Source organism: Geothrix oryzae (assembly GCF_030295385.1).
In the GTDB taxonomy this organism is placed as follows: domain Bacteria; phylum Acidobacteriota; class Holophagae; order Holophagales; family Holophagaceae; genus Geothrix; species Geothrix oryzae.
Genome location: NZ_AP027079.1, coordinates 1,781,167 through 1,806,327, shown reverse-complemented (window position 1 = coordinate 1,806,327; position 25,161 = coordinate 1,781,167). Strand labels below are relative to the sequence as shown.

Annotated in this window: 29 protein-coding genes; 22 read left to right on the top strand and 7 right to left on the bottom strand. The window is 68.2% G+C overall.

From position 1 onward, the window contains the following. Positions 1–35 precede the first annotated feature (35 nt). The gene (locus tag QUD34_RS08295) at positions 36–347 is read right to left on the bottom strand and encodes an STAS domain-containing protein (protein WP_286353221.1); all 312 of its coding nucleotides are present in this window, start codon (positions 345–347) and stop codon (positions 36–38) included. Between the two features lie 187 nt (positions 348–534). Here QUD34_RS08295 and QUD34_RS08290 point away from each other — a divergent pair, with 187 nt between their 5' ends. The 8 genes from QUD34_RS08290 to QUD34_RS08255 all read left to right on the top strand — a co-directional run bounded on the left by QUD34_RS08290 (position 535) and on the right by QUD34_RS08255 (position 7,569). Then, positions 535–1,842, top strand: a complete 1,308-nt coding sequence (locus tag QUD34_RS08290) for an aldehyde dehydrogenase family protein (protein WP_286353220.1) — start codon at positions 535–537, stop codon at positions 1,840–1,842. 22 nt (positions 1,843–1,864) lie between these two features. After that, the gene (locus QUD34_RS08285; RefSeq protein WP_286353219.1) at positions 1,865–2,227 is read left to right on the top strand and encodes a hypothetical protein; all 363 of its coding nucleotides are present in this window, start codon (positions 1,865–1,867) and stop codon (positions 2,225–2,227) included. After that, a complete protein-coding gene (gene pta / locus QUD34_RS08280) occupies positions 2,224–3,228 on the top strand; it encodes a phosphate acetyltransferase (RefSeq protein WP_286353218.1) in 1,005 nt (334 codons plus the stop codon). Before QUD34_RS08285 ends, pta begins: the two co-directional genes overlap by 4 nt. Beyond that, positions 3,225–3,806: a phosphoribosylglycinamide formyltransferase gene (gene purN / locus QUD34_RS08275; RefSeq protein WP_286353217.1), complete on the top strand. Its 582-nt coding sequence runs from the start codon at positions 3,225–3,227 to the stop codon at positions 3,804–3,806. The genes pta and purN overlap by 4 nt, the downstream gene beginning before the upstream one ends. A gap of 83 nt (positions 3,807–3,889) precedes the next feature. Continuing rightward, a complete protein-coding gene (locus QUD34_RS08270) occupies positions 3,890–5,284 on the top strand; it encodes an NAD(P)H-hydrate dehydratase (RefSeq protein WP_286353216.1) in 1,395 nt (464 codons plus the stop codon). Then, positions 5,277–5,711: a tRNA (adenosine(37)-N6)-threonylcarbamoyltransferase complex ATPase subunit type 1 TsaE gene (gene tsaE, locus QUD34_RS08265; RefSeq protein ID WP_286353215.1), complete on the top strand. Its 435-nt coding sequence runs from the start codon at positions 5,277–5,279 to the stop codon at positions 5,709–5,711. The genes QUD34_RS08270 and tsaE overlap by 8 nt, the downstream gene beginning before the upstream one ends. 7 nt (positions 5,712–5,718) lie before the next feature. Then, the gene (locus tag QUD34_RS08260) at positions 5,719–7,008 is read left to right on the top strand and encodes a DNA recombination protein RmuC (RefSeq protein ID WP_286353214.1); all 1,290 of its coding nucleotides are present in this window, start codon (positions 5,719–5,721) and stop codon (positions 7,006–7,008) included. A gap of 54 nt (positions 7,009–7,062) precedes the next feature. Beyond that, a complete protein-coding gene (locus QUD34_RS08255; protein ID WP_286353213.1) occupies positions 7,063–7,569 on the top strand; it encodes an HNH endonuclease in 507 nt (168 codons plus the stop codon). A gap of 12 nt (positions 7,570–7,581) precedes the next feature. Here the strand turns inward: QUD34_RS08255 and QUD34_RS08250 are convergent, their stop codons facing one another. Continuing rightward, positions 7,582–8,877, bottom strand: a complete 1,296-nt coding sequence (locus QUD34_RS08250) for an anthranilate synthase component I family protein (RefSeq protein ID WP_286353212.1) — start codon at positions 8,875–8,877, stop codon at positions 7,582–7,584. A 157-nt stretch (positions 8,878–9,034) separates the two neighbouring features. On the opposite strand from QUD34_RS08250, the gene QUD34_RS08245 reads away from it, so the two are divergent. The 3 genes from QUD34_RS08245 (at position 9,035) to QUD34_RS08235 (ending at position 11,716) form a co-directional block, all read left to right on the top strand. Beyond that, positions 9,035–10,507 carry a leucyl aminopeptidase gene (locus QUD34_RS08245; protein WP_286353211.1) on the top strand — a complete coding sequence of 491 codons (1,473 nt, stop codon included), beginning with the start codon at positions 9,035–9,037 and terminating at the stop codon, positions 10,505–10,507. Between the two features lie 146 nt (positions 10,508–10,653). Further along, the gene (locus tag QUD34_RS08240) at positions 10,654–10,950 is read left to right on the top strand and encodes an HU family DNA-binding protein (protein ID WP_341849994.1); all 297 of its coding nucleotides are present in this window, start codon (positions 10,654–10,656) and stop codon (positions 10,948–10,950) included. Positions 10,951–10,978: 28 nt separating this feature from the next. Next, complete coding sequence (locus QUD34_RS08235) at positions 10,979–11,716, top strand: CsgG/HfaB family protein (protein WP_286353210.1); 738 nt, start codon at positions 10,979–10,981, stop codon at positions 11,714–11,716. Positions 11,717–11,725: 9 nt separating this feature from the next. Here the strand turns inward: QUD34_RS08235 and QUD34_RS08230 are convergent, their stop codons facing one another. From QUD34_RS08230 to QUD34_RS08215, 4 genes are read right to left on the bottom strand one after another with little or no spacing between them, the layout of a single operon-like run. After that, positions 11,726–12,718, bottom strand: a complete 993-nt coding sequence (locus QUD34_RS08230; protein ID WP_286353209.1) for an alpha/beta hydrolase — start codon at positions 12,716–12,718, stop codon at positions 11,726–11,728. Continuing rightward, positions 12,715–13,008 carry a 2Fe-2S iron-sulfur cluster-binding protein gene (locus QUD34_RS08225; RefSeq protein ID WP_286353208.1) on the bottom strand — a complete coding sequence of 98 codons (294 nt, stop codon included), beginning with the start codon at positions 13,006–13,008 and terminating at the stop codon, positions 12,715–12,717. Before QUD34_RS08225 ends, QUD34_RS08230 begins: the two co-directional genes overlap by 4 nt. Before the next feature lie 2 nt (positions 13,009–13,010). After that, a complete protein-coding gene (locus tag QUD34_RS08220) occupies positions 13,011–13,436 on the bottom strand; it encodes a hypothetical protein (RefSeq protein WP_286353207.1) in 426 nt (141 codons plus the stop codon). 46 nt (positions 13,437–13,482) lie between these two features. Next, positions 13,483–13,950 (bottom strand): hypothetical protein, encoded by a 468-nt coding sequence (locus QUD34_RS08215; protein WP_286353206.1) that lies wholly within the window; start codon positions 13,948–13,950, stop codon positions 13,483–13,485. A gap of 56 nt (positions 13,951–14,006) precedes the next feature. On the opposite strand from QUD34_RS08215, the gene QUD34_RS08210 reads away from it, so the two are divergent. The 6 genes from QUD34_RS08210 to QUD34_RS08185 all read left to right on the top strand — a co-directional run bounded on the left by QUD34_RS08210 (position 14,007) and on the right by QUD34_RS08185 (position 18,528). Beyond that, positions 14,007–14,474: a peptidylprolyl isomerase gene (locus tag QUD34_RS08210; protein ID WP_286353205.1), complete on the top strand. Its 468-nt coding sequence runs from the start codon at positions 14,007–14,009 to the stop codon at positions 14,472–14,474. Positions 14,475–14,543: 69 nt separating this feature from the next. Beyond that, entirely contained in the window at positions 14,544–15,110 is a 567-nt protein-coding gene (locus tag QUD34_RS08205) for a DNA-3-methyladenine glycosylase I (protein WP_286353204.1), read from the top strand. Between the two features lie 48 nt (positions 15,111–15,158). Beyond that, on the top strand, positions 15,159–17,063 hold the full coding sequence (metG, locus tag QUD34_RS08200; RefSeq protein WP_286353203.1) for a methionine--tRNA ligase: 1,905 nt from the start codon (positions 15,159–15,161) through the stop codon (positions 17,061–17,063). Continuing rightward, positions 17,060–17,401 (top strand): hypothetical protein, encoded by a 342-nt coding sequence (locus QUD34_RS08195; RefSeq protein ID WP_286353202.1) that lies wholly within the window; start codon positions 17,060–17,062, stop codon positions 17,399–17,401. Before metG ends, QUD34_RS08195 begins: the two co-directional genes overlap by 4 nt. Next, positions 17,398–17,739, top strand: coding sequence for an arsenate reductase family protein (locus QUD34_RS08190; protein WP_286353201.1), 342 nt, complete (start codon positions 17,398–17,400; stop codon positions 17,737–17,739). The genes QUD34_RS08195 and QUD34_RS08190 overlap by 4 nt, the downstream gene beginning before the upstream one ends. Before the next feature lie 12 nt (positions 17,740–17,751). Beyond that, the gene (locus QUD34_RS08185; protein WP_286353200.1) at positions 17,752–18,528 is read left to right on the top strand and encodes an exodeoxyribonuclease III; all 777 of its coding nucleotides are present in this window, start codon (positions 17,752–17,754) and stop codon (positions 18,526–18,528) included. A gap of 63 nt (positions 18,529–18,591) precedes the next feature. Here the strand turns inward: QUD34_RS08185 and QUD34_RS08180 are convergent, their stop codons facing one another. Next, positions 18,592–19,614: a carboxypeptidase regulatory-like domain-containing protein gene (locus tag QUD34_RS08180; RefSeq protein WP_286353199.1), complete on the bottom strand. Its 1,023-nt coding sequence runs from the start codon at positions 19,612–19,614 to the stop codon at positions 18,592–18,594. 187 nt (positions 19,615–19,801) lie between these two features. Between QUD34_RS08180 and QUD34_RS08175 the strand changes: the two genes are divergently transcribed. The 5 genes from QUD34_RS08175 (at position 19,802) to QUD34_RS08155 (ending at position 25,154) form a co-directional block, all read left to right on the top strand. Continuing rightward, positions 19,802–20,089 carry a DUF1844 domain-containing protein gene (locus tag QUD34_RS08175; RefSeq protein ID WP_286353198.1) on the top strand — a complete coding sequence of 96 codons (288 nt, stop codon included), beginning with the start codon at positions 19,802–19,804 and terminating at the stop codon, positions 20,087–20,089. Positions 20,090–20,106: 17 nt separating this feature from the next. Then, the gene (locus QUD34_RS08170; RefSeq protein ID WP_286353197.1) at positions 20,107–21,996 is read left to right on the top strand and encodes a tetratricopeptide repeat protein; all 1,890 of its coding nucleotides are present in this window, start codon (positions 20,107–20,109) and stop codon (positions 21,994–21,996) included. A gap of 1 nt (position 21,997) precedes the next feature. Then, the gene (locus QUD34_RS08165; protein WP_286353196.1) at positions 21,998–23,164 is read left to right on the top strand and encodes a DUF4388 domain-containing protein; all 1,167 of its coding nucleotides are present in this window, start codon (positions 21,998–22,000) and stop codon (positions 23,162–23,164) included. Between the two features lie 9 nt (positions 23,165–23,173). Further along, positions 23,174–23,761 carry a thymidine kinase gene (locus QUD34_RS08160; RefSeq protein ID WP_286353195.1) on the top strand — a complete coding sequence of 196 codons (588 nt, stop codon included), beginning with the start codon at positions 23,174–23,176 and terminating at the stop codon, positions 23,759–23,761. 202 nt (positions 23,762–23,963) lie between these two features. After that, positions 23,964–25,154 carry an acyl-CoA dehydrogenase family protein gene (locus QUD34_RS08155; RefSeq protein WP_286353194.1) on the top strand — a complete coding sequence of 397 codons (1,191 nt, stop codon included), beginning with the start codon at positions 23,964–23,966 and terminating at the stop codon, positions 25,152–25,154. Positions 25,155–25,161: the final 7 nt, after the last annotated feature.

Here is a 25,161-nt window from a genome sequence, read left to right as displayed (position 1 = left end):
CCCGAGGAGCGGGAGGCCCATCCCCATGGCGGCCCTCACCCTTCCTGGATCTCGAAGAGCTTCCCGAACTGCACGATCTTGAGGATCTCCATCACCACCGGGGAGGGTTTACCCAGGACCACCCGGAGGCCCTTGCTCTCGGCCTTCTCGCGCAGCAGCAGCAGCATGCCCAGGGCGGAGGAATCCAGGTAGCTGAGGCCCGAGAGATCGAGGGTGATGGGCCCCGCCGCAGTCGCGTCCAGCACCTCCTGGGTGGCGCTGCGGAACTGGGTGTGGGCTTCAAAGGTGAATTGGCCCTCCAGCCTCAACCGAGAAGCCTGGAGATCCTGGTGCAGCGTCAGACTCATGGGGATGTCCTTCTGGGGAGGCGGCCTCCCTTCCGTATCGTCAAATGGACCTGCAGGTTGATAATTCTGCACGAGTTGTGGATGTGACGCCCTTCAAGGACTTAATGAGTAACCTGGAGGGGCGTCCGGGGCGATTCTGAAGCCTCCAGGGAAAGGGTGGACCATGGCGGCGATGGCGTTGGAGGGCATGGTCGGAGCCGCCGAGCGGGCCTTCGGAGCCTGGAAGGACACCTCCCGGCTGGAGCGACGGCGCCTGCTGGAGGCCTGGCTGGACCAGGTGGGCCGGGTCCGGGAGGACTTGGCGCGCTTCATCACCGAGGAGACCGGCAAGCCCATCAGCCTGGCCCGCGGGGAAGTGGCGAGGGCCGAGGCCACGCTGCAGGCCACGGTGGAAGTGGTGGCCACCTTCGGCGAGCAGGCCGTTCCCTACGATCTGATGGCGGGTGCGGAAGGTTGCCGCGCGGTCCTGCGGCGCTTCCCCGTCGGCCCGGTGCTGGCGATCACGCCCTTCAACTTCCCCGTGAACCTGGCCGTGCACAAGCTCGGCCCGGCTCTGGCGGTGGGCTGCAGCGCCATCTGGAAGCCCTGCCCCCAGGCGCCCCGGACCTCGAGGCTGCTCTGGGAGGCCTTTGAAGCCGCGCGGATCCAGGTGGCCGCCCCCGTGCACCTCCTGCAGCTGACCGGGCCCGATCCCGTCGCCGCGGAGGCCCTAGCTAAGGACCCCCGCATCGCCGCCGTGAGCTTCACGGGCTCCGAGCGCGTGGGCCGGCACCTCGAGCAGGTGCTGGCCGGCAAGCGGCTGCTGCTCGAACTTGGCGGCAACGGCGCGGTGGTGGTGGACGAGGGCGTGGACGCCGCCGCCGTCGCCCGCCAGCTCGCCCCCGCCGCCGTCGCCGGGGCGGGGCAGAGCTGCTCCAAGGCCCAGCGGATCTATGTGCACCGGGGCATTTGGGAGGTCTTTGCGCCTGCGTTCGTGGCGGCCGTGCAGGCCCTGCCCGTGGGCGACCCCATGGATTCCGCCACGATCGTCGGACCGCTCATCGACGAGGCCACGGCCCGCCGGCTGGACGAGAGCCTGGACCGGGCGGCGTCCGCCGGGGCCCAGGTCCTCCTGCGGGGGCGCCGGGACGGCGCACTGCTGCCCCCGGCGATCCTCAGCGGCCTGGGGGAATCGGACCCCCTCCAATGCGAGGAGGTCTTCGCCCCCATCACGGTGCTCACCCCCGTGGCCAGCTTCGACGAAGGCCTGGACCGCGCCGCGGCCACCCGCTTCGGCCTGAGGGCCAGCGCCTACAGCCGCGATCAGCGGAACCTCCGCCGGGCCGCTTCCATCTTGAGAGCCGGCGGAGTCCTGCTGAACCTTCCGCCCACCTTCCGCTTGGACTCGGCGCCCTTCGGGGGCGTGCAGGCCAGCGGCAACGGCTTCGAAGGTCCCGGGTGGGCGATGGAGGGCTTCACCGAAGGCCGTCTCATCGTCGAAGGCCCGGCCCTGTAAGAATCGAATCGGAGCCCTTCCCATGCCTCTGTCCATGCCCTTCCGTCCCGGCGACCTCGTGGTGGTGCTGCTCCAGTCGCCGCGGGAGCGGATCTGGGGGCGGATCCTGGGGCTGGATGCCTCGGGCATCGCGCTGCGCGGCGTGGACCTCGTGCCCTGGGAGGAAGTGCTGACCCTCGTGCGCCGGGGCGAGGCCGACCAGGTGGCCCTGGGCACCCGCTTCATCCCCATGCACCGCGTGGAGACCCTGTACCTGGATGAACCCAGCTCGGGGGCCCCCAGCCTGGCGGACACCTTCCGTGACCGCACGGATCGGGATCCCCACGATTTCCTCGCCGACCCCCCTTCGCCGAAACCCTCGTCCCGCCATCGGAGGAATCCATGACCCACGCCAACCACATCCGCTGGATGGAGCGTTTCCGCGCCCGCGCCAAGGAATTGCAGCGCCACATCGTCCTGCCGGAAGGCCGGGACGACCGGACGCTCCAGGCCGCCCAGCTCCTGCTGGATCAGAACCTCTGCCACCTCACCCTGCTGGGTGACCCGGCTGACATGGCGAAGCGGGGCGCGGCCCTGGGCCTCGCGCTGAAGGGGGTCGAGATGGTGGATCCCGCGGCGAGCCCGCTGCTTCCGGAACTGGCCGGGGCCTACTACGAGCGCCGCAAGGCCAAGGGCATCACCGAGGCCCAGGCGCTGGAAGCGGTGCACAATCCCCTCTGGTTCGGCTCCATGCTGGTGCAGGCGGGCCATTGCGACGGCATGGTGGCGGGCGCGCTGAACACCACGGCCGAGACCGTTCGAGCCTGCCTCCAGGCCATCGGTGCCGCCAAGGGCATCAAGACCGTCTCCAGCTTCTTCATGATGATCCACCCCGACGCGGCCTTCGGCGAGCAGGGCGCCATGATCTTCGCGGATTGCGCCGTGGTGCCCGATCCCACGCCCGAACAGCTGGCCGACATCGCCATCGCCTCGGCGGAGAACGCCCGCCGCGTCATGGGCGTGGAGCCCCGCGTGGCGCTGCTGAGCTTCTCCACCCGGGGTTCTGCGGAACATCTCTGCGTGGACAAGGTCCGCGCCGCCCTGGCCATCCTGAAGGAGAAGGCGCCGGATCTCGCCGTGGACGGCGAGCTGCAGGCGGATGCCGCCCTGGTGGCCTCCGTGGGCCAGCGCAAAGCGCCGGGATCCGCCGTGGCGGGCAAGGCCAATGTGCTGGTCTTCCCCAACCTCGACGCGGGCAACATCTCCTACAAGATCACGGAACGACTGGGCGGCGCCGTGGCGCTGGGCCCGCTGCTCCAGGGTCTGGCCCGGCCCGCCAACGACCTGAGCCGCGGCTGCAGCGCCCAGGACATCGCGGATGTGGCGGTGCTCACGGCCCTCCAGTGAAGCGGCTGGCCTTCTTCATCTCCGGCACCGGCGGCAATGCCCTGAACCTTCTCAGGGCCTGCCGCGAGGGCCGGGTTCCCGGTCTTCCCGTGCTGGGGCTCGCCTCCACGGCCCAGGCCGGGGGGCTGGCGCGCCTGGAGGCCGAAGGGCTGCCCACGGCCGTCGTCAGCCGGAAGGACTTCGCGTCGGATGAGGCCTTTTCCGAGGCCTGCTACCGGGCCGCCGAAGCGGCGGGCGCCGAGATCATCTGCCTCTGCGGCTGGCTGAAGAAGCTGACCGTGCCCCCCCGCTGGGCGGGCCGCATCCTGAACATCCATCCGGGGCTGCTGCCGAACTACGGCGGCCCGGGCATGTACGGCATGCATGTCCACCGGGCCGTGCTGGCGGCGGGGGAGGCCGAGTCCGGCGCCACGGTGCACCTGGTGGACGCGGAATACGACCATGGGCGGATCCTCGCCCAGCTGCGGGTGCCGGTCCTGGCCGGAGAGGCGCCGGAGGATCTGCAGAAACGGGTGTACGCGGCGGAGATGGAGCTGTTCCCGAGAGCCCTGGCGGCATATCTCGCCGAACGGGATTAGACTTTCGCCATGAGCATGAAGCAGGAGCGGAATGCCTCGTTGGCGAAGCCGAAGCCCGGAGGGCACGGCCCTGGAGGTGCCGCATGATCCCCCTCCTCACCGCCGACGAGATGCGGGCCGCGGAGCACCAGGCCATCGAGGGGTGGGGCATGCCCTCGCTGGTCCTGCAGGAGCACGCCGCTCTGGGGGCCCTGGCGCTCATCCCGCCCGGCGAGCCGATCCAGGTGCTGGCGGGACCTGGCAACAACGGCGGCGACGCCCTGGCGCTGGCCCGCCTGGCCCGGCTCCAGGGGCGCGAGGTCACGGTGTGGTCGCCCTTCACCCAGCCTGAATGGCGGGGGGATGCAGCCCATCAGGCCCGGCTCTGGAGGGGCCTCGGGGGGGGCATCCAGGGGGCGGCCGGCCCGGACGAGGTCATGCGGACCTGGCGCGGCTGGGTGGTGGACGGCCTCTTCGGCCTGGGCACCGCTCGCCCGCTGGACGGCCCGGCCGCGGTCTGGGTGAAGGCCCTGAATGGCAGCGGACTCCCGGTGCTGGCCCTGGACCTGCCCTCGGGCCTGGATCCTGGCGCGGCCGAAATCCCCGGCGAAGTGGTGCGGGCCGCGCGGACAGCATGTTTCGGGGCCCTCAAGGTCTGCCACGGCCTGCTTCCGGCGAAGGAGTGTTGCGGCGAGATCTCGGTGATCCCCATCCCCCTGAACCGTTCCCCGGAAGCCGCGATGCAGCTGCTGGAACGGCCGATCCTCCCCCCCCGGGCCTGGAATGCCCACAAGGGGAGCTTCGGACATGTGGCCATCCGGGCGGGCAGCCTGGGCATGAGCGGGGCCGCGGTGCTGGCGGCCCTGGGTGCCCTGCGCGTGGGGGTGGGCCTGGTCACGGTGCTGGCGGAGCCCGAGGTCCGCGCCGAGATCGCGGCCCAGGTCCCCGAAGCCATGGTGCACCCCTGGCGGGGAACCGTCCCGCCGGAGGCCGATGTGCTCCTGGTGGGTCCCGGGGGCATCGCCCAGGTGCCGGATTGGGAGGGTCCGCTGGTGGTGGACGCCTCGGCCCTGAAGGAAGGTGAAGGGAAGCGCTGGATGGAGCGGCCCGGCACGGCCATCACGCCCCATCCCGGTGAATTCGCCCGGCTCTTCCGGCTCTCGCGTCCCCTGCTGATGGACGAGCGTCTGGCCCAGGCCCGGCTGGTGGCGGCGGGGAAGCCCGGCGTCCTGGTCCTCAAGGGAGCCCAGACCGTGATCGCCGGAGGCGCCCGGGGCGATCTGTGGATCAACCCCACGGGCCATCCGGGCATGGCGACGGGCGGCAGCGGCGATCTGCTGGCGGGCATGGTGGCCGGTTTCCGCGCCCAGGGGCTGCCCATGCGCGAGGCCGCGGCCGCGGCCACCTGGTTCCACGGCGCCGCCGGGGATCAGCTCCCGGGCGCGGGGCTGCTCCCCCGGGACTTGGCGGAGCTGCTTCCGGAGTTGTTGCGTGCCTGAGTCCTTCCTGGCCGATGACGGAGCCACGGAGGCTCTGGGCGAAGCCCTGGCCCGGGTCACGCCGGCGGGTGGAACCTGGCTGCTGCGGGGCGAATTGGGTGCGGGCAAGACCACCTGGACCCGGGGCTTCCTGCGGGGCCTGGGGGGGGATCCGGATGAAGTGGCCTCGCCCACCTACGCCGTGCTCCACCGCTACGACCATCCGGGGGGGCGGGTCTTCCACCTGGACCTCTACCGCCCCGGCCCCGGAGGCGCGTGGTCCCTGGGCCTCGAGGAGACCCTGGAGGCTGCGGACCGCCTCGTGGTGGAGTGGGCCGGCACGGATGGCCCCTGGCCCACGGACTGGGTGGCCGAGCTGAAACTCTCCCAGGAAGGCGAGGGGCGCCGGGCGGAATGGACACTCCCTGTCGCGCACGGCGGACGATGATGGAGGCATGGACCTCCCGCTGATCGTGTCCCTTCTTGCTTGTTCCGCCGCGGCCCTGGCGGTCTGGGCGGCCCTGCGCCGGCCCCCCCTGGAGGCCGCCCCGTTCGAGGCCCTGCGCCGCCATGCCGAGGAGCTGGCCTCGCGCGACCGGGGCGAGGCCCGGCAGGCCCTGGCCATGCAAATCCAGCCCGTCCTTTCGGAGCTCGGTCAGCTGCGGACCGTCCAGGCCGAAAAGCTGGGCGAGGGCTTCCGCCAGCTCACGACCGCCGTCCAGGAGGCGCTGAGGGCTTCCCGCGCGGAGCAGGCCGCTCAGCTCGGCCTGGTCCAGCAGCAGGTGCAGCAGCGGCTGGATGCCATCCAAACCTCGAACGAGGCCAAGCTCGAACAGATCCGCCGCACGGTGGACGAGCAGCTCCACGAAGCCCTGGAGAAGCGCCTCGGCGAGAGCTTCAACCTCGTGGCCCAGCGCCTGGAGCAGGTGCAGAAGGGGCTGGGCGAGATGCAGTCCCTGGCCCAGGATGTGGGCGGATTGAAGCGGGCGCTCACCAATGTGAAGACCCGGGGCGTGCTCGGCGAGGCCCAGCTGGGTGCGCTGCTGGAGCAGTTCCTGTCTGCCGGGCAGTATGCGGCGAATGTGAAGGTGAAGCCCCGTTCCGCCGAGGTGGTGGAGTTCGCGGTGAAGCTGCCGGGAGCCGAGGAGGGGGGCAGCGTCTGGCTCCCCATCGACGCCAAGTTCCCGCTGGAGGACTACCAGCGGCTCATGGAGGCCTACGAGGCCGGGGATCTGGCCGCCGTGGAGGCCGCGGGCCGAGCGCTGGAGAACCGCCTGCTCTCCCAGGCGCGGGACATCCGCGACAAGTACATCGCGCCGCCCTACAGCACGGATTTCGCGCTGCTCTTCCTGCCCTTCGAGGGGCTCTATGCGGAGGCGCTGCGGCGGCCGGGGCTGTTCGGCCGGCTCCAGCGGGAATGCAAAGTCACTTTCGTGGGGCCCACCACCCTCACGGCCTTCCTCAACAGCCTCCAGGTGGGGTTCAAGACCCTGGCCATCAGCCGGCAGAGCAGCGAGGTCTGGCGGGTGCTCGGCCATGTGAAGGCCGAGTTCGGGCGGTTCGGGACGGCCCTGGCGGCGGTCCAGGACAGGCTGGATGACGCCAGCAAGCGGCTGGGGGAGGTCTCGAAGCGGAAGGAGCTCATGGAAAAGCGGCTGGCGGGGGTGGAGGCGGCTCCGGAGGTCGCGGGGGAACCACGGGCCGAGGGCGCGCCAGTGCTGGCGATGCCGGGAGGGAGCGAATAATTCACTTCCCAAATCGCAGGAATGCCTTAGGATTCGGGCCAATCCGGGGGTGTGATGCTGAAGGGAGGGGGTCGTCACGGAGCCGGCGAGGTCATCGCCGTGGACCGGAACTATGTCCCCATGCAGGAAGTGAGCCGCCGTCGCGCCCTCTGCGCCGTGGTGGCCGGTCGGGCCCATGTCCTGAACCCCGCGACCTTCGAGCGGCACGGCAATCTGGAGGGCCGCCTGGAATTGATCATCTTCCCCCATGCCCAGGCCTGCAGCGACTCCAAGCTGCTGCTGGGCCGCCTGGAGCGCCGGGTCCTGCGGCGGGACCACTACCTCTGCCAGTACGAGGGCTGCCAGCGGAAGGCCACCACGGTGGACCATGTGGTGCCCCTGTGCCAGGGCGGCTCGACCACCTGGCAGAACCTGGTGGGATGTTGCCTGTCCTGCAATCAGAGCAAGGGCGGCCGGACACCCGAGCAGGCCGGCATGATCCTCAAGCGCCAGCCCAAAGGGCCGCGGGCCCACCTCTTCGAACGCTTCGAGGAGCTGCTGAAGCGGGCCAGCGCGGCCTGATCCGCTCCCCGTTCAGCCGAGGAGGGCCCGGGTCTTGAGGAAGAGCTCCGCCCACTCCCGGGTGGCCTCGCTGCGGCGGGTGATGCCGCCGCCGGTCCAGTAGGTCAGGTGTCCTTCGGCGATCTGGGCGGTGCGGATGGGCAGGGCCAGGTCCAGGTCGCCGTGGGGCCCGATCCAGCCCAGGGCCCCGCAGTAGAAGCCCCGGGGAGCGGCCTCGGCCTGGGCCAGGTGGGTGCAGACCGCATGTTTCGGCGCCCCGGTGACGCTGCCGCCCGGCAGGACGCTGCGGAGGAGGGCCGCCAGGCCCAGCCCGGGGCGGGCCTGGGCTTCGACGGTGCTCACCAGGTGCTGAACCGTGGGGTAGGGTTCCACGGCCATGGGGCGGCTCACGGCAACGGAGCCGGTGCGGGCCACGCGGCCCAGGTCGTTGCGGACCAGGTCCACGATCATGGTGTGCTCGGCCCGCTCCTTGGGATCGGCCGCCAGGGTCTCGCCGGCCCGGCGGTCGGCCTCGGCCTCGCCCGTGAGCGGAACGCTGCCCTTGATGGGCTGGGACCAGAGGCGGTCTCCCCGGCGGGCCAGGAGGCGCTCCATGCTCAGGCAGAGCAGGTGGCGGCCGCCCAGGTCCAGCAGGGCCCCGAACGGGGGCCGGGCCCGGAGGAAGGCCGACTGGGCGAAGGCCGCGGGCGAGCCGGAGAAGGCGCCATCGAAGGGAACGCAGAGGTTGGCCACATAGAAATCCCCCGCCAGGATGCGCTCCCGGATCCGCTCCACCGCGGCCAGGTGGGTGGCCTCCTCCCAGCGGGGCCGAAGGTCCAAGGCCGGGGCGGCCACCGCCTCGGCCCTCTCCCCGATGGCTCCCAGGCGGCCTCGCCAGAGGTCGGGGTCTGGGGGGGGCTCCTCCCAGGACCAGAGTTCCGCCTGGCCATCCTGAAGGTGCAGGGCCTGTCGAAGCGCCGTCCAATGCTGGCCCAGGGTGCCGGGAGGCAGGTCCTGGCGGGGCAGGCCGGCCTCGTCGCAGGCGAGTTCGCAGGTGGCGGCCCCGACCCAGGGGCCGGGGCCCTCGGGAAGGGCGGATTCCAGGGCCTGCCAGGGGGAACCGGGGAGACGCAGATCTCCGAGACGGGTTTCCCAGGCGCGGCCCGTCCAGCGCGAGGCGAGGACGGGACCTCCGGGGAGACCTAGGAGCCCTTCGCCGGTCTGCCCGTCCTGAAGCCAGGGCGCACCCTGGGCGAGCAGCGCCTCGGCACAGGCCGGCCAGGAGCCGGGGAGGGAGAAGGGCAGACGATGCCTAGGAGAGAGGTCCATCCGGGACATCATCCCATCAGAAACTGGAACTTGCTCCATTGGCTAGCGTTGAAAAAAAGTTCGCTAACAAATTGCCAAACGGTGACAAATAATGATCGAAAACGGCCTTTTCTTTTTTTTAGGTTCGGCCTAGTCTCTTGGACCAGGAGGAACTTCCATGTCTTCAGTGGATATCAGTTCTCAAACCGGCAAGGACTTCGCGGGAGATGCGCTGATCGTTCCGGTGTTCTCCGGGCGTGAGCGACATCGGCTGCCTCTCGCCATCAGCAAGGTCGCACGGCAAGTGATGGATGAGGAAGATTTCAAGGCGGACTATCTTGAAGTTGTGCCGCTGCATCATCCCAATGGCGTGAAGGAGAGCCGCTGGATGGTGCTGGTGGGGCTCGGCGACGAAGAGAAGGTGACGCTCAACAAGATCCGCAAAGCCGTGGGTACGGCCGCCCGCTTCTGTCTCAAGAAAAAGTGGAAGAAGATCGGCGTGCTGTCGCCTTCCACCTCCACGCTCGACCACGATGCCGTGCAGGTGTCCGTCGCCGAGGGCGCCCTTCTGGCCAACTACGATTTCGTGGTCTTCAAGGGCGGCAAGCCGGAGGCGAAACAGTTTTCGTCCATCGAGATCTTTACCAATGGGGATGACACCCGCAAGGCCCGCCGCAAGCTGCCCATGATCGAGGCCGGGGTGCTGGCCTGCCATCGGGTGCGTGACCTCGCCAACACCCCTGCGGGGGATCTCTATCCTGAAGTTTTCGCGGAAACGGCTTCGAAACTGGCCAAGCAGCACAAGCTCCACTGCGAGGTGATGGATGTGCCGGCCCTCGAGAAGGGCGGCTTCCGCTCCGTGCTGGCGGTCGGCCAGGGCAGTGCCCGGCCCCCGCGGGTGGTGAAGCTCGAATACAAGCCGAAGGAGAAGCCGAAGAAGCATGTGGTGCTGGTGGGCAAGGGCGTCTGCTTCGATTCGGGCGGCCTGTCCCTCAAAGACGCCTCGGGTATGGAGACGATGAAGGACGACATGACCGGCGCGGCCATCGTGCTGGCCACCCTCGTGGCCTGCGCGCAGCTGGAGGTCCCGGTGCAGGTCACGGGCCTGCTGGGTCTGGTGGAGAACATGCCTTCCGGCACCAGCTACAAGCCCGGCGATGTCCTCCGCAGCCGCAGCGGCAAGACGATCGAAGTGCTCAACACCGACGCGGAGGGCCGGCTGGTGCTGGCGGACCTCCTTCACTACGCGGGTGAGCTGGGCGCGGACCATGTGGTGGACCTGGCCACCCTCACGGGCGCGGCACTCATCGCCATGGGCGACGGGGTCTCGGCGGTCATGGGCACCGACCAGAAGCTGGTGGACCACCTCATGGATGCGGGCGGCGCCGTGGGCGAGCACCTCTGGCAGCTCCCCCTGGTCGAGGAATACGCCGAGCTGCTCAAGAGCCCCCTGGCCGACCTGAAGAACATCACGGGCATCCGCTGGGGCGGCACCATCACGGCCGGCCTCTTCCTGCGCGAGTTCGTGGGACAGGCCTCCTGGGCCCATGTGGACCTCTCCGGCGGCTGGTCGGGCAAGGAGCGGGACTACCGCACCCACGGCGCCAGCGGCGAGGGCCCCCGGTTCCTCCTGGAATGGCTCATGGCTTGAGTACCCCCTCCGGGTCGTTTGAAAAGGGGGCTTCGGCCCCCTTTTTTTCAAATGGATGGAGATGTCCCCCTTGACCGCGGACCTCAGATGGGGATTTATTGAGGACTGCCTTCAATCCACCAAGCCCACACACCCCCGGAGTTCCCATGGAAGCGATGGAGACCCTCACCAAGGCCGACCTGTCCCGACATCTGATGGAGCGCCTGGAGCTTGGAAAGAAGGACGCCGACCTCCTGGTGAACACCTTCCTGGAGAGCATCATCGAATCTCTCAAGACGGGTGAGGGCGTGGAACTGCGCGGGTTCGGCAGCTTCCGGCTGCGGGATCGCCGGGCCCGTCAGGGCCGCAATCCCCGCAGTGGCGAGAGCATCCAGGTGCCACCCAAGCGCGTGGTCTATTTCAAGCTGGGCAAGGAACTTCGCAGCAAGCTGATCGACGACTGACCGTCTCAACCTCTTTCCTGGAGTCCCCATGCGTTTCCGCAAGCTGCTCCTCGCTCTTCTGGCCGTTGCCGCTGTCGCGACACCTGCTTTCGCCCAGAAGAAGCTCTCCAAAGAAGACAAGGCCAAGCTGCCCCGCATCGCCATCCTGGAGTTCAAGGCCGCGCCCGATGCCTGGCACGGCTGGCGCTTCGGAGGCTGGGGCAACCAGATGAGCACCATCTCCAACCAGCTCCGCGATCTCTTCACCACGGAGATCATGGAGAAGGGCAAGAACAAGATCCGCGTCATCGAGCGCGAGCGCCTGTCCGAGATCCGCGAAGAGCTGAACTTCCAGCAGAGCGGCGAAGTGGATACCGCCACCGTCCAGAAGATCGGCAAGCTGCTGGGCGTGAAGTATGTGATGACCGGCAAGATCACCCGCTTCGCCTACAAGGAGGGTGGCTTCGGCACGGGCTGGGGCGTGGGCGCCCTGGTGAGCAAGGTCACGGGGGATGGCATGGCCGGAGCCGTGGCGGGCAGCGTGAATGTCAAGAAGGCCTCCTTCACGGGCCGTCTGGACATCCGCCTCATCGAGGTGGAGACCGGCGAGATCCTGGGCGCCTGGAAGGATGAGGACAAGATTTCCGACACCAGCGTGAAGGTGGCCGGCACCGGCGCCGAGGTGCAGTACGACGAGGAGCTCGTGAACAAGGTGTTCGAGCCCATCGTGCAGCGCATCACGCCGAAGCTTCTGCGCGCCACCGTGGCGGCCCACGAAGAAGAGTAGGGATCCCGCTCAGGGAATCGGACGGGGCCCTTCGGGGCCCCTTTCCGATTCCGGGGGAAGCCATTCGGAGACGGCCTGCCGGATGGCGCCCGCATAGGCGGGGCCCATCACCTCGGCGCAATGCAGGTGCCAGGTCGGCACTTCGATCACCCGGCCTGAGGCGAACCGCGCCGCCAGGGCCCGTTGGATGTCCGGTGGGGCCAGACGGTCTTGGGTGGCCAGGAAGCACAGGCTCGGAGTCGTGAAGCGCAGGCCCTGGGTCCGGCGCAGCAGGTCCGTCTCGGAAGGTTCGTAGCCGCCCATGCGCCCGGCTCCGGTGCTGGCCAGGGCCCCGATGGGCGGGGCGAGGAGGTGCCACCAGCGATCCTCCGGGCCCCTCACGAGGCGTTCGGCGAAGCTCCGGCTGCTGGCGGGGGCGCCCTCCCAGATGAGGCCCGCCAGCGGGCCCCGGCCTTCCCGTTCGAGGTCGGCCAATGCCAGCAGGCCCACGGAGGCCCCGAGGCTGCGGCCCAGGAGCAGGATCTTGCGCCGGGGGGTTCCCATGGCCTCAAGGCGATGGACGATGCGCACCACATCCCGGGATTCGGCCACGCCGAAGGTGACGGCCGGGGCGGACCCGCCGGCGCGCAGGGCATCATCCCGGCGCCGGTAGGTGAAGATGGCGGCATCGAGACCCGGGAACCACTTCAGGGCGGGGCTGGTGCCCCAGCGGTCATCCCCGAAGCCATGAAGCAGCAGGACCACCCCTCGGGAGGGCTCCCGGCGGCGCAGGCGCCAGAGCTGCAGGCCATCGACCTCCTGGGCCGACCAGACACCGCCGGGGTCGCCGTCGCCGCCCGCCGCGAGCTCGCGGTAGGTGGCCTCGACCCGGGCCAGGGGCTGGGGGCGGTAGAAGGGTGGATCCACCAGCTCCCGCGCGACCTTCCAGGCTTTCCACGCGACGAAGCCTGCCACCGCCAGGAAGGGGAGGGTCGCGAGGCCGATCCAGGCCGGCCGTCTCACCAGTAGCCCGTCGTGATCAGGACGGCCCCGGCCGCATTCAGGGCCCGGCACTGGCAGCTGAGCCGCTGATCAGGCGCGGCGTGGTTCCGGCTCAGCACCCGGGCTTCATGGGTGCGGATCGGGCTGAGCTGCTCGCCTCCCTGCAGCACGGTGACCAGACACCTGGCGCAGGCCCCGCGGCCCGAGCAGGCCGAGGCTACGGGCAGGCCCGCGGCCAGGCAGCGGTCCATCAGGGTTCCCCGTCCGCCGACGATGCGGTCTGCCCGGCGGGTGCGGGCCACCAGGGGCATCGCTACTTGACGAGGGTGGCCGTGACCCCGGGAAGCCCCTCGGCGGTGGGCAGGGGATCCGGCTTGCCGTAGAGCACCGATTCCAGCTTCTGGGTGAGGGTGACCTGGTAGATGCCCTTGTCGGTGCCCATGTCCAGCTCACCCTGGTCCGGGCTGAAGGTCTCGCGCTGGCTACTGAGGAAGAAGCGGTGCTTGCCCGGCGCCAGGCCCTTCACGACCAGGCTCTTGGCACCCTTGGGCAGCTGCTGGACGGGAATGCGGGCCCCGTCGAGGCTCAGTTCCACGGGTCCCCGCACGGCGCGGGTGAAGCGGAACACGGCCGTCCCGGAGGGAATGGGCGAGCTGGGCGTCAGGGGCACCTTGCGGCAGCCCACGAAGGAGGCGACCCCCAGCAGGACCAGGGCGGGAACGATGGCGTGGAACTTCATGAAGCCTCCGGGACCTTGATGATATGCGATCAACGGTCTCGAGGTCTCAGGGCAGCTCGGCCCAGAGGGATCCGTGCCAGGTCGCTGTCCTGGGCTTCTGGCCGATGACGCCGGTCAGCGGGCCCGAGCAGGCCAGCTCCAGGCGTCCCCCGCTGCGGTCCTCCAGCCGCGTGAACCGCACCCGGGTCTTTTCCGTGGCCGCCCAGGAATCCGGGTACCCGCCGGGCTTCTGGCGCACCAGGCGCAGCATGTAGAGGGTGCCATTCTTGAGGACGACCAGCTCCAGGTCGAAGGCGAGGGCGGGATCCCTGGGGACCAGACGGCCGGTCAGGCGGACCAGGGGCGGCAGGCCCGACCGGGCCGGGATGGAGGCTATGGAGGCGAGCTCCAGGCGCCAGGGGATCCCATCGAGGGTGAGGTCTCCGCCACCACGGACCACGGCCTCGAGCCCGGGGGCCTGGGCCCGGAGACCGAAGGCCAGGAAGAGGCAGGGCAGGGCGCGCAGGAAGTTCATGCTGACTCCGGGGGATCCGCCTTCTATTCTGGTGGTTTGACGCAGAGAGGTGAACCATGACCCGAGTGCTCTTCCAGACCGACAAGGGCGACATCAACCTGGAGCTCTTCCCGAAGGAGGCCCCTGGCACCGTGGCCAACTTCGTGAAGCTCATCGAGGCCGGCTTCTACGACGGCCTGGCCTTCCACCGCGTGATCCCCGACTTCGTCATCCAGGGCGGCTGCCCCAACACCAAGCCCGGCGCCTCCGGCATGCCCGGCACCGGCGGCCCCGGCTGGAAGATCAAGTGCGAGACCGCCGGCAACCCCCACCAGCACAAGCTGGGCGCCGTCTCCATGGCCCACGCGGGCAAGGACACCGGCGGCAGCCAGTTCTTCGTGGTGAACGGCGACCGCCGCAATGTGGCCCATCTCGATGGCGTCCACACCGTCTTCGGCCAGTGCGTCGCGGAGGCCGACATCAAGGTGGTGCAGGCGATCAAGGCCAATGACCGCATCGTGAAGGCGACGGTGGTGGAGGCTTAAGCTTCCTGTGGATTCATCCGAAAACAGGGCGGCGCTGCCGCCCTGTTTTTCGTAGAGGAGGGCGAAGACATGGACGGGAAGATTCGCTGCGGCTGGTGCGGGACGGATCCGCTCTATGTGGCCTACCACGACGAGGAATGGGGCGTTCCCCAGCATGATGACCGCCGGTTGTTCGAGAAGCTGGTGCTGGAAGGGGCCCAGGCGGGCCTGAGCTGGATCACCGTCCTCCGCAAGCGCGAAGCCTACCGGAAGGCCTTTCACGGGTTCGATCCCGCGAAGGTCGCGGCCATGACCGACGCAGAGCTGGAGGCGGTCCTCCAGGATCCGGGCATCGTGCGGAACCGGCTGAAGGTCTTCTCGGCCAGGAAGAATGCCCTGGCTTTCCTGGCGGTGCAGCGGGAATTCGGCAGCTTCGACGCCTTCCTCTGGGCCTTCGTGGGGGGAAAGACGAAGGTCAACCGGCCGAAGAGCCTGGCGGATGTCCCCGCCGTGACACCCGAGGCCGAGGCCCTCAGCAAGGCCCTCAAGAAGCGCGACTTCACCTTCGTGGGGCCCACGATCATGTACGCCTACATGCAGTCGCTGGGGCTGGTCGATGACCACCTGGCCACCTGCTGGAAGCGGCAAAGAGCCTGACTCGCGGAGCAAGGCCGGGGCCGGTAGACTGGAAGGCTCGGAGCCCCCGTGTCCAAGCCCTTCTACATCACCACGCCCATCTACTATGTCAACGACCGGCCCCACATCGGCCACACCTACACCACGGTGCTGGCGGATGTGATCGCCCGGTTCCACCGCATGCGGGGCGAGGAGGTGTACTTCCTCACGGGCACCGACGAGCACGGCCAGAAGGTGGAGAAGGCCGCGGCCGCCCGGGGCATCACCCCCAAGCAGCTGGCCGATGAGGTGGTGGCCAACTACACGGAGCTGTGGAAGGCCATGGGGATGACCCACTTCCGCTTCATCCGCACGACGGACGAGGACCACCGGGCCCAGGTCCAGCGCCTCTTCAAGCGGCTCCTCGACAAGGGCGACATCTACAAGGGCACCTACAAGGGCCTCTACTCGGTGAGCGACGAGGCCTATGTTACCGAGACCCAGGCCAAGGAGCTGCAGGCCCAGGGCCTCGCCCACCAGCTGGTGGAGCTGGAGGAGGAGACCTATTTCTTCCGTCTGAGCGCCTACCAGGACCGCCTGCTGAAGCACTTCGAGGAGCATCCGGAGTTCGTGCAGCCCGAGTTCCGCTTCAACGAGGTGAAGCGCTTCGTAGAAGGTGGCCTGGAGGACCTCTCCATCAGCCGCACCACCATCACCTGGGGCATCCCCGTCCCCGGCGAAGAGAAGCATGTCATCTATGTCTGGTTCGATGCGCTCCTCAACTACCTCACGGGCTGTCCTCCCAGCTGCTGGCCGCCGGACCTGCAGCTCGTGGGGAAGGACATCCTGCGCTTTCATGCCGTGTACTGGCCGGCCTTCCTCATGGCGGCGGGCATGTTCCAGCCCACCACCATCCTGGCCCACGGCTGGTGGCTCATGGGCGAGGACAAGATGTCCAAGAGCAAGGGCAATGTCGTGCGCCCGGATACCCTGCTGCGCTTCGGCAATGACGCCCTGCGCTTCTATTTCATGCGCGACATGCAGGTTGGCCACGACCGCGGCTTCAGCTTCGAGGGCTTCATGGACCGCCTCAACGCCGATCTGGCCAATGGCCTGGGCAACCTGGCCTCCCGCACGCTGAGCATGATCCAGCGCTACCGCGGCGGCGTGGTGCCCGTGCCTTCGGTCATGGATGAGCTCGACCAGCAGGTGGCCAGCCAGCTGCTGGAGGTCTTCCCCGAGTATCTGGAGAAGGCCCGCGCCAACGACTTCCATGCCGCCCTGGACGCCCTTTGGGCGCATCTGCGCGCCCTCGACGGCTACATCGTGAAGGCCGAGCCCTGGAAGCTGGCCAAGGACCCGGCCAACGACGCCAAGCTGGACGCCGTGCTGGCGAACCTCTACCGGGCCCTGCGCGCCACCGCCCTGCTCGTGGCGCCGGTGATGCCCGAGCTGGCCCAGACCTTGTGGGAGAGCCTCGGCCACGGCACGAAGGTGGCCGAGCGGACCTTCCACGGCTTCGCCCTGGATGGCCCCGCCATCGGCCCCATCGGCGATCCCAAGCCCCTGTTCCAGCGCATCGACAAGGAGAAGGAAATGAGCGACCTCGAGACGGCGGCGGCAGTCCCTGCCGAGAGCAAACCCAACCTGGATGTTCCCGAGATCCGCGAAACCGTGGATGCCGACACCTTCTTCAAGGTGGATCTGCGCGTGGGCCGGGTCCTTGAGGCGGAACGCGTGCCCAAGAGCGACAAGCTCATCAAGATGAAGGTGGACATCGGTCTGGAGCAGCGCACCATCGTCGGCGGCATCGGCAAGGCCTACGAGCCTGCCGACCTGCTGAACCGCCTCGTGGTCGTGGTGGCGAACCTGGCGCCCCGCAAGCTCATGGGCATCGAAAGCCACGGCATGCTGCTGGCCGCCAGCGACAACGCCAGCAAGCCCTATCTGGTGGCCCCGCCCAGCGACGCCCAGCCCGGATTCCTGGTGAAGTGAAGCACCCCGTCTTCAGCTTCGAGGCCGAGCTCCTCACGGACGCGCCCTTCGACCACATCGTCGAGCGGCTTCGGGCTGCCCCGCCGCAGTTGTTCAAGAGCCTGCGGCCCTTGAGCCGCTGGGCCGCTCCGGAAGTGGTGGCCGATGGGGTGATCCTCCGCTGGACCCGCACCATGGCCGGAGCCGAGGAGTCCGGAGAATTGACCCTGAGGCCGGATCCCAAGGGCGCCCACCTGCGTCTCGAAGGCCGGATGAAGGGCTGGGCCGGTTTCCTCTTCTTCGGCCTGCTGCGCTGGCGCACGGACCGGCTGCTGGACCGTTTCGTGGAGGAACTGTGAAGCCCGTCCTCTGGATGAAGTCGAGCTGCACCACCTGTCGCAACGCCAAGGCCAAGCTCGCGGAGCTGGGCATCGAAGTGGCGATCCGCGACTACTTCAAGCGGCCCCTGGAGACTGCGGAACTCGAGCGCCTCCTGCCGGAGGACCCCAGCCCCATGCTCGGTACCAAGAGCCCCAAGTACAAGGAGCTGGGCTTGAAGGGCCGACAGCTCGCCAAGGCCGAGGCCATCGCGCTGATGGTGCAGGACAACAACCTGCTCAAGCGCCCCATCCTGGTCCATGCCAAGGGTGTGATCATCGGTTTCGATCCCGAGGCCTATGCCGCCTTGCGTTCCTAAAAGGAGAGTCCCGTGCGCTTCTACAGCTGGAATGTCAACGGCTTCCGCTCGGTCCTGAAGAAGGGCTTCATGGATTGGCTGGAGGAGGCCGAACCCGATGCACTCTCCCTCCAGGAAATCCGCTGCGAGTGGGAGGAAGTGGATCTCGGCGTGCGGCGCCAGCTCGAGAGCGCCTACGACATCTGCTGGTTCCCGGCGACGAGCAAGAAGGGCTACGCGGGTTCCGCCACGCTCACGAAAAAGGAGCTGGGGTTCAGCCATGCCAAGGGGCTCGGCCTGGAGGGCTACGATGCCGAAGGGCGCATGATCGTCTCCCGGAAGGACAAGCTCGTCTTCATCGCCGGCTACTTCCCGAACGCCTCCCAGGGCCTGGTGCGCCTGCCCTTCAAGCGCCAGTTCGCGAAGGATCTCGCCGCCATCGTGGCCAAGCACCACCAGGCCGGAGACCAGGTCATCCTCACGGGCGACATGAATGTGGCCCCCGAGGAGATCGACCTCGCCCGGCCCAAGGACAACACCAAGAATCCCGGCTTCACGCCCGAGGAGCGCGAGGACTTCAAGCTCTACCTGGGGGCGGGGCTGGCGGATGTGCTGCGGGAGCGGAACCCCGGCGTGCCGGGCCTCTACACCTGGTGGACGGCCCGCGGCGGCGCCCGCGAACGGAATGTGGGGTGGAGGATCGATCTGTTCATGGCCAGCCGGGCCCTGCTGGATCGCGTGAAGGATGCCCGCATCCATGCCGATGTGCTGGGCTCCGACCACTGCCCCATCAGCCTCGAATTGATGTGATCTTTTCTCCAGCCAAAGAAGAGAGGGCCCCAGTCGGGGCCCTCTCTTCTTTGGCGCCAGCAGCTACTTGATCCGCTTCAGGGAAGGATCCTTCAGCATCTCCTTGGCGGTGGCGGCGTTCTTGCCGGCCGGCGCGAGCTCGAGGTACTTCTCGAGGTTCTGCTTGGTGCCGCGCAGGTTGTTCTCGCCGAACTCGACCATGGCCAGAAGGTAGTGGGCCTCGGCGTACTTGGGGTCGATCTCCAGGGCCTTCAGGAGCTGGACCTTGGCCTCCTTGGTTTTGCCCGCGTTGAAGGCCTCCACGCCCTTGTTGTAGATCACATCGGGGTTGGGCCCCTGGAGGGTCTCCAGCATGGCGGCGTATTTCTGCTCGGCCGCCTTGTCGCTCTTGGCCTTGCTGGTCTCGATGAGGCCCAGGATCACGCGCTCATCCTTGGCGTTCCGTTCGAGGGCCCGCATGAGGTAGGGCTCGGCCTCTTCCTTCTTGGCGCCGGCCTGGGCGATGCAGATGCCGAGGACGCGCTCGACCTTCAGCAGCTCCGGCATCAGCTCGGCCTTGGCCTGTTCGTCCTTCAGCTTGTCCTTGGCCTCGGTGAGGGTCTTGTAGGCCTTTTCGACATGAGGCAGGGCCTCGTCGTACTTGCCATCGTTGTAGAAGGGGATGGCGAGGTTGAACGAGTCGCGGCCGGCGGCATCGAGGGCGGCGCCGGGATCCTCCGGGGCGGCCTGGGCGGCGCCGGAGGCCACGGCCTGCGCGCGGGCCTCGGAGGGAGTTAGCAGGGTGATGTTCCTGACCAGCACATCCGCCAGGGGGATCTTGATGCGCTCCTTGTAGTCCACATAGCCTTCACCGCTGACCGTGAGGTCGTAATCCTTCGGGTCCAGGCCGACCTGCAGGTAGTTCCCGGCCTTGTCGGGAATGAGGTCCTTGCTCCAGTTGCGGTCGATCCGCTTGAGGTTCACCTTGGCCCCGGGGACCGGCTTACCCTCCTTGTTGAGGACCTTGCCGGAGATCCGGCCCGTGGATTCTGCGTAGATGGACATGCATGCTGCGGGAAGCAGGAGCGTGAGAATGAGGCGTCGCATGGGTCTTCCTCCAAACCCATCCATCGTTCCACAGGGTTGGCCTGGCGCCGAGTGCTTTTCGTCAAAAAGGCCTTTCTCCTCCCCCGCGGCACCCCCGGAACGGGCCTTATTCCGAGACGGGTGCAGGAAAATTCGGGCTGTGATAGGCTTCCCGCCAGACAAGTCCTGAAAGCGTTCGAGGTAGCCCATGACTCCTGCGGTACCGGAAGCCTCCTTGCAGGCCCTGATGCATCTTCTGGCGGAACAGGCGCTCCTGGCCATGGGCGTGCCCCACCCGATGATGAAGGAAGTGCCCCCGGCGAACCCTGAAGCGGCCCGCTTCTATGTGGATCTGCTGACCGTCCTCAAGGACAAGACCGAAGGTCGGAGGACGGATTCAGAGACCCGGGAGCTGGAGGACATCCTCTACGGGCTCCGGATGCGGGTGATGGACCTCAAATCCGCGCCGAGCGCCTCCGTGGGGCCCAAATCATGAGTTTCGGGAGCCTCAGCATGGGAATCCGGCAGGTTCTGCGGACCGCGGCCCTGGTGGGCCTGATGGGTCAGGTGGGGATGTCCGGCGCTCCCCTCCGGGAGGCGCCCAAGGCACCCGCCGCGCCCGCTCCGGTGACCGAGGCGCATCCTGGGCCGGCACCGGAGACGCTGCCGGCCATCGCCCTCAGCCACCGGGCGACGCACCTGTTCGCGGCCCTGTCGAAGGGCGATCCCGAAGCGGTGCGGGCGGCCCAGGTGGAAGTGGAAGCCCTCCGCCGGACCTACTCCACCCTGGATGTCACCCCCCTGATCGAAGCCACGGCCTTCTGGGCGCGCGGGCAGGGCATGGCCGGCCGGGCCGCGCTGGGCCTGGAGGGCCTCCAGGCCGTCGAGCGCTGGGCCCCCGACCATCCCAGCCTTCTGGGCACCCGGGTCTCGCTGATGAGGCAGGAAGGCGTCCGCGGCTGGTTCTGGAGTTTCCCCGATGTGCTCCGGCTGACGCTCCTGCGGGTGGAGCACCCCGCGCATCGCTGGCTCTGGATGGTGCAGCACCTCGGCATGCTGCGGCTGGCGGCCACGCTGCTGCTGTGGGGCTGGGCGCTGACCATGGGGCTGCGCTACCGGAACGCCTTCCGGCATCTCTGGGAGGAGCCTCTCCGGCGCAAGGGGCTCGCCCCCGTTCCCGTGGCCCTGATCGGCGCCGGGATCCTGGCGGGCCCAGTGCTTCTCGGCCTCGATCCCCTGGTGGCGGCCATGCTCTGGCTCTTCCTCCTGGGCCCGTTCCTGATCGCTTCGGAGGTGAAGGTCACAGCCTTCCTCCTCCTGCTCCAGCTGATCCACCCCGTGCTGGCCGCCATGGAACCCTGGTCAGCCCGGGAACCCGAGCCCAGCCTCCTGACCCTCCAACTCCAGCCTCAGGTCCGCCCCGTGCCGGCCGCCACCCTCCGCCTGCTTCCCCCGACGGACCAGGCCTTCCTCCAGGGGTGGGAGCAGCTTCAGAACCAGCGATGGAAGGAGGCCGAAGCCAGCTTCCAGGACCTGGTCGGCCGGCACCCCGAGCAGGGGGAGGTGCTGAACAACCTGGCCGTGGCCAAGTTCCAGATGGGGGATGTCGCCGGGGCGGAGAAGACTTTCGAAGCGGCGCTCCAGGCCGGGCCCCGCATGGAGATCCTCCTCAACCAGAGCATCCTCGCCTTCAACCGCCTGGACACGGGGCTCGGCGCCTCCAAGCGGGACGAGGCCCAGGCCGTGGCCCCGGAGGCCTACACCCGCCTGATCGCCCTCAACGATGCCCAGAAGGATGTCCGCACCTATCCGATGCCCCTCCCGGACACGCCGCAGCGCGTGAGCGCCCTCGTGGAGGCGGCGGGCGGGCTGAAGGCCGAAGGGGTGCCGCTGACAGAGCCGGCCTTCCTCGTGGCGCTGCTGCTGCCCCTGCTCGGGCTGGCCGCGTTCCTCGTGCGCGTGAGGGCCAGCCTCCGCATGGCCCACCCCACCCAGTGCATCCGCTGCGGGGAGCCCTTCCACACCACCGACAGCCCCGACCCCGAGGTGTGCCCGAAGTGCCACCATCTCTTCGTGCTGCGGGATGGGCTCCACACGGAGAACCGGAAGAAGAAGCTGGACGAGGTGGCGGACCATCAGCAGACCACCCGGTGGATCCACAAGTCCCTGATCGTGCTGCTGCCCGGGTGCGACCTGGCCTTCCTGGGGGAGACGCGGGAAGGGCTGATGGAGTTCATCCCCTTCTGTCTGGCGGTGGGCATGATCCTGGCCACAGGCCGGTCCGTGCGCTACCCCGGGGAGATCCTCGCGGATCCCACCTCCACCTGGCTGGCCATCGGAGCCCTCCTGGTGGGGCTGTTGTATGTCCGTTCCTGGCTGAAGCTCATCTTGAGGAGGGCCTGAGATGGCACTGGAAGGCTCCCTCCGGGACTTCGACCTCTTCTCCCTGTTCAACATGATCAAGATCCAGGGGAAGAACGGCACCCTGGTCCTCTCCCAGGGGCAGGAGTTCGTCAAAGTCTTCTTCGAGAACGGCGAGATCGTCGGCTGCGATTCCAACCAGGTCCGCATGGAGGATCGCCTGGGCACCATGCTCGTGCGCCTGGGTCGCCTCACGGGCGAGGAACTGCTGGCCATGGTCCAGGTGCAGCGGCAGACCCTCAAACGCATGGGCACCCTGCTTCTCGAAAGCGGCAAGGTCCAGGCTTCGGACCTTCAGGACGCGCTGTTCGGCCAGGCCACGGCCATCCTCCACCGCACCTTCCGCTGGGTGGAGGGCGACTACCGCTTCGATTCGTTCCTGCCCCCGGATCTGGACCGGGAGCACTTCGTCCCCATTCCCGTGGACACGGTGCTGATGGAGGCCGCCCGGATCCAGGATGAGTGGCCCGAAGTGGAACGCCGCCTGCCGGCCATGGACCTTCCCTTGGGTCGCTCTCCGCGCGCCCAGGCCCTCCACCTGGACATCGACCGGGATGTGTCCGGGGTGCTGGACGGGAAGGGGCAGATCCAGCACGGCTCCTCGGGTCTCAGCCATGAGCAGGAGATGGTGCTGTCGTACTTCGACCACCCCCAGGCCATCAAGGACATCGTCCAGATCAGCCGCTACGAGGAGCTGGACACCTGCAAGGCCATCGCGGACCTGCTGGAGGCGGGGTTGCTGGAGCCCATCTCCGGCGAGGCCCCCAAGGTGGTGCGCCCCTGGGTGGATGGCCACTCAGACCTCACGCCCGATGCCTGGGAGCCGAGCGCCCTGCTGTGGCCCCTGGTGGCCCTGGGCTTCATCCTCCCCCTGGCCCTCTATGTGCCCCACCAGCGGGGATCCATGAACCTGGGGCTGGCCAGCCTGGCCCCGGTGGATGTCCGCGTGGTGCCGGAAGGCCCGACTAGGATGCGGCAGGCCTGGGCACTCCGCATGGCCGCTCCGAAGGATGGAGGCGCCATACTGGCGAAGGATCTCGGCAGGCCCCTGGATGAGAAGAACCCGGTGCCCGACCTGACCCAGCTGCCGGATCCGATGATTCCGGTCCCGGCAGCGGCTCCCCAGCCTTCTCCACGCCTCAAGCGATAAGGATTTCCGATGTTCGTGCACCAACGCCAGGGCTCCCTGGAGGTGATCTGCGGCCCCATGTTCTCCGGCAAGTCGGAGGAACTCATCCGGCGCATCAAGCGAGCGATCATCGCCAAGCAGAAGGTCCAGGTCTTCAAGCCCGCCCTGGACGACCGCTACGACGCCTCCGCCATCGCCAGCCACAGCCAGCGCAAGCACGAGGCCATCCCGGTGAAGAACACGGAGGAGCTGCTCCGCCATCTGGATCCGGAAGCCCAGGTGGTGGCCCTCGATGAGGCCCAGTTCCTGGACGAGGGGCTCATCCCCATCATCGAGGAGCTGGCCAACCGCGGGGTGCGGGTCATCGCCGGCGGCCTGGACCAGGACTCCAACGGCGAGCCCTTCGGCATCATGCCCATCCTTCTCGCCAAGGCGGAGTATGTCACCAAGCTCCAGGCCATCTGCATGGTCTGCGGGGCCCTGGCGGGGCGCACCCAGCGCATGGTGCACACGGGCGGCCAGGTGCTGGTGGGCGCGGCCGAGGCCTACGAGGCCCGCTGCCGGCACTGCCATGAGACGCCCCACGCCACCGGACCGCGGATGCTAGACGGCGAGTGAGCTCCATCCTCCGCGAGGGCTCCTTCCCCCTTGGAATATTGACACTCCGTCAAGGTGATTCCTGCTGCGACAGGAAAGCGCGGCTCGGCTGAGGGTGGCCTGCTGAATGGGTTTTGACGGGGCGATAGACTGGCCCCGGCGCGCTGCTGCAGCGCCGTATTGCCAACCCGCCCGAGGCTTCAGGGCATTCCAGGAGGTCACCATGGCCGGCGCCTACGCCACCTTCACCCACATCACCGACTACATGGGCTTCGAGGGCCTGCTCACCGAGGAAGAACGGATGATCCGCGAGACCGCGCGGAAGTTCGTGAACGCCGAGGTGCTGCCCATCATCGAGAAGCACGCCCAGGAACAGACCTTCCCCAAGCAGCTCATCCGCAAGATGGGTGAGCTGGGCTTCTACGGCCCCTCGCTGCCCGAGGAGTACGGCTGCATGGGTGTCTCCAATGTGGCCTACGGCCTCCTGATGTACGAGTTGGAGCGGGGTGATTCCGGCCTCCGCTCCTTCGCCTCCGTGCAGGGTAGCCTCGTCATGTGGCCCATCTACGCCTACGGCAGCGAGGAGCAGAAGAAGCACTGGCTGCCCAAGCTGGCCGCGGGCGAGAAGGTCGGCTGCTTCGGCCTCACCGAGCCCGACTTCGGCTCGAACCCCGGCGGCATGCTCACCAAGGCCGTGAAGGAACCCGGCGGCAAGTGGCGCATCAACGGCACCAAGATGTGGATCACCAACGGCACCGTGGCCGATGTGGCCGTGGTGTGGGCCCAGACCGAGGATGGCATCCGCGGCTTCCTGGTGGAGAAGGGCACGCCTGGCTTCAGCGCCCCCGAGATGAAGGGCAAGTGGAGCCTGCGCGCCTCCACCACCTCCGAGCTGGTGCTCGAAGATGTCATCGTGGACGAGAAGACCAGCCTCCTGCCCCATGTGAAGGGCCTGAAGGGCCCCCTGGGCTGTCTCACGCAGGCCCGCTACGGCATCGCCTGGGGGGCGCTGGGCGCCGCGGACGCCTGCTACCAGTGCGCCCTGGACTACGCCAAGACCCGCATCCAGTTCGACAAGCCCATCGCCAGCTACCAGCTCCAGCAGGAGAAGCTGGCCTGGATGGTCACCGAGCTCACCAAGGGCCAGCTGCTGGTCCACCAGCTGGGCCGCCTGAAGGACGCCAAGACCTACACGCCCGCCCAGGTCTCCATGGCCAAGATGAACAATGTGAATGTCTCCCTCGAGATTTGCCGGAAGGCCCGCACCATCCTGGGTGCCAACGGCATCCTCGACGAGTACCCGGTCATGCGCCACATGGCGAACCTCGAGAGCGTCTACACCTACGAGGGCACGCACGACATGCACACCCTCATCATCGGGCAGGAGGTCACGGGGATTCCCGCCTACCGCTAAAGGCCGC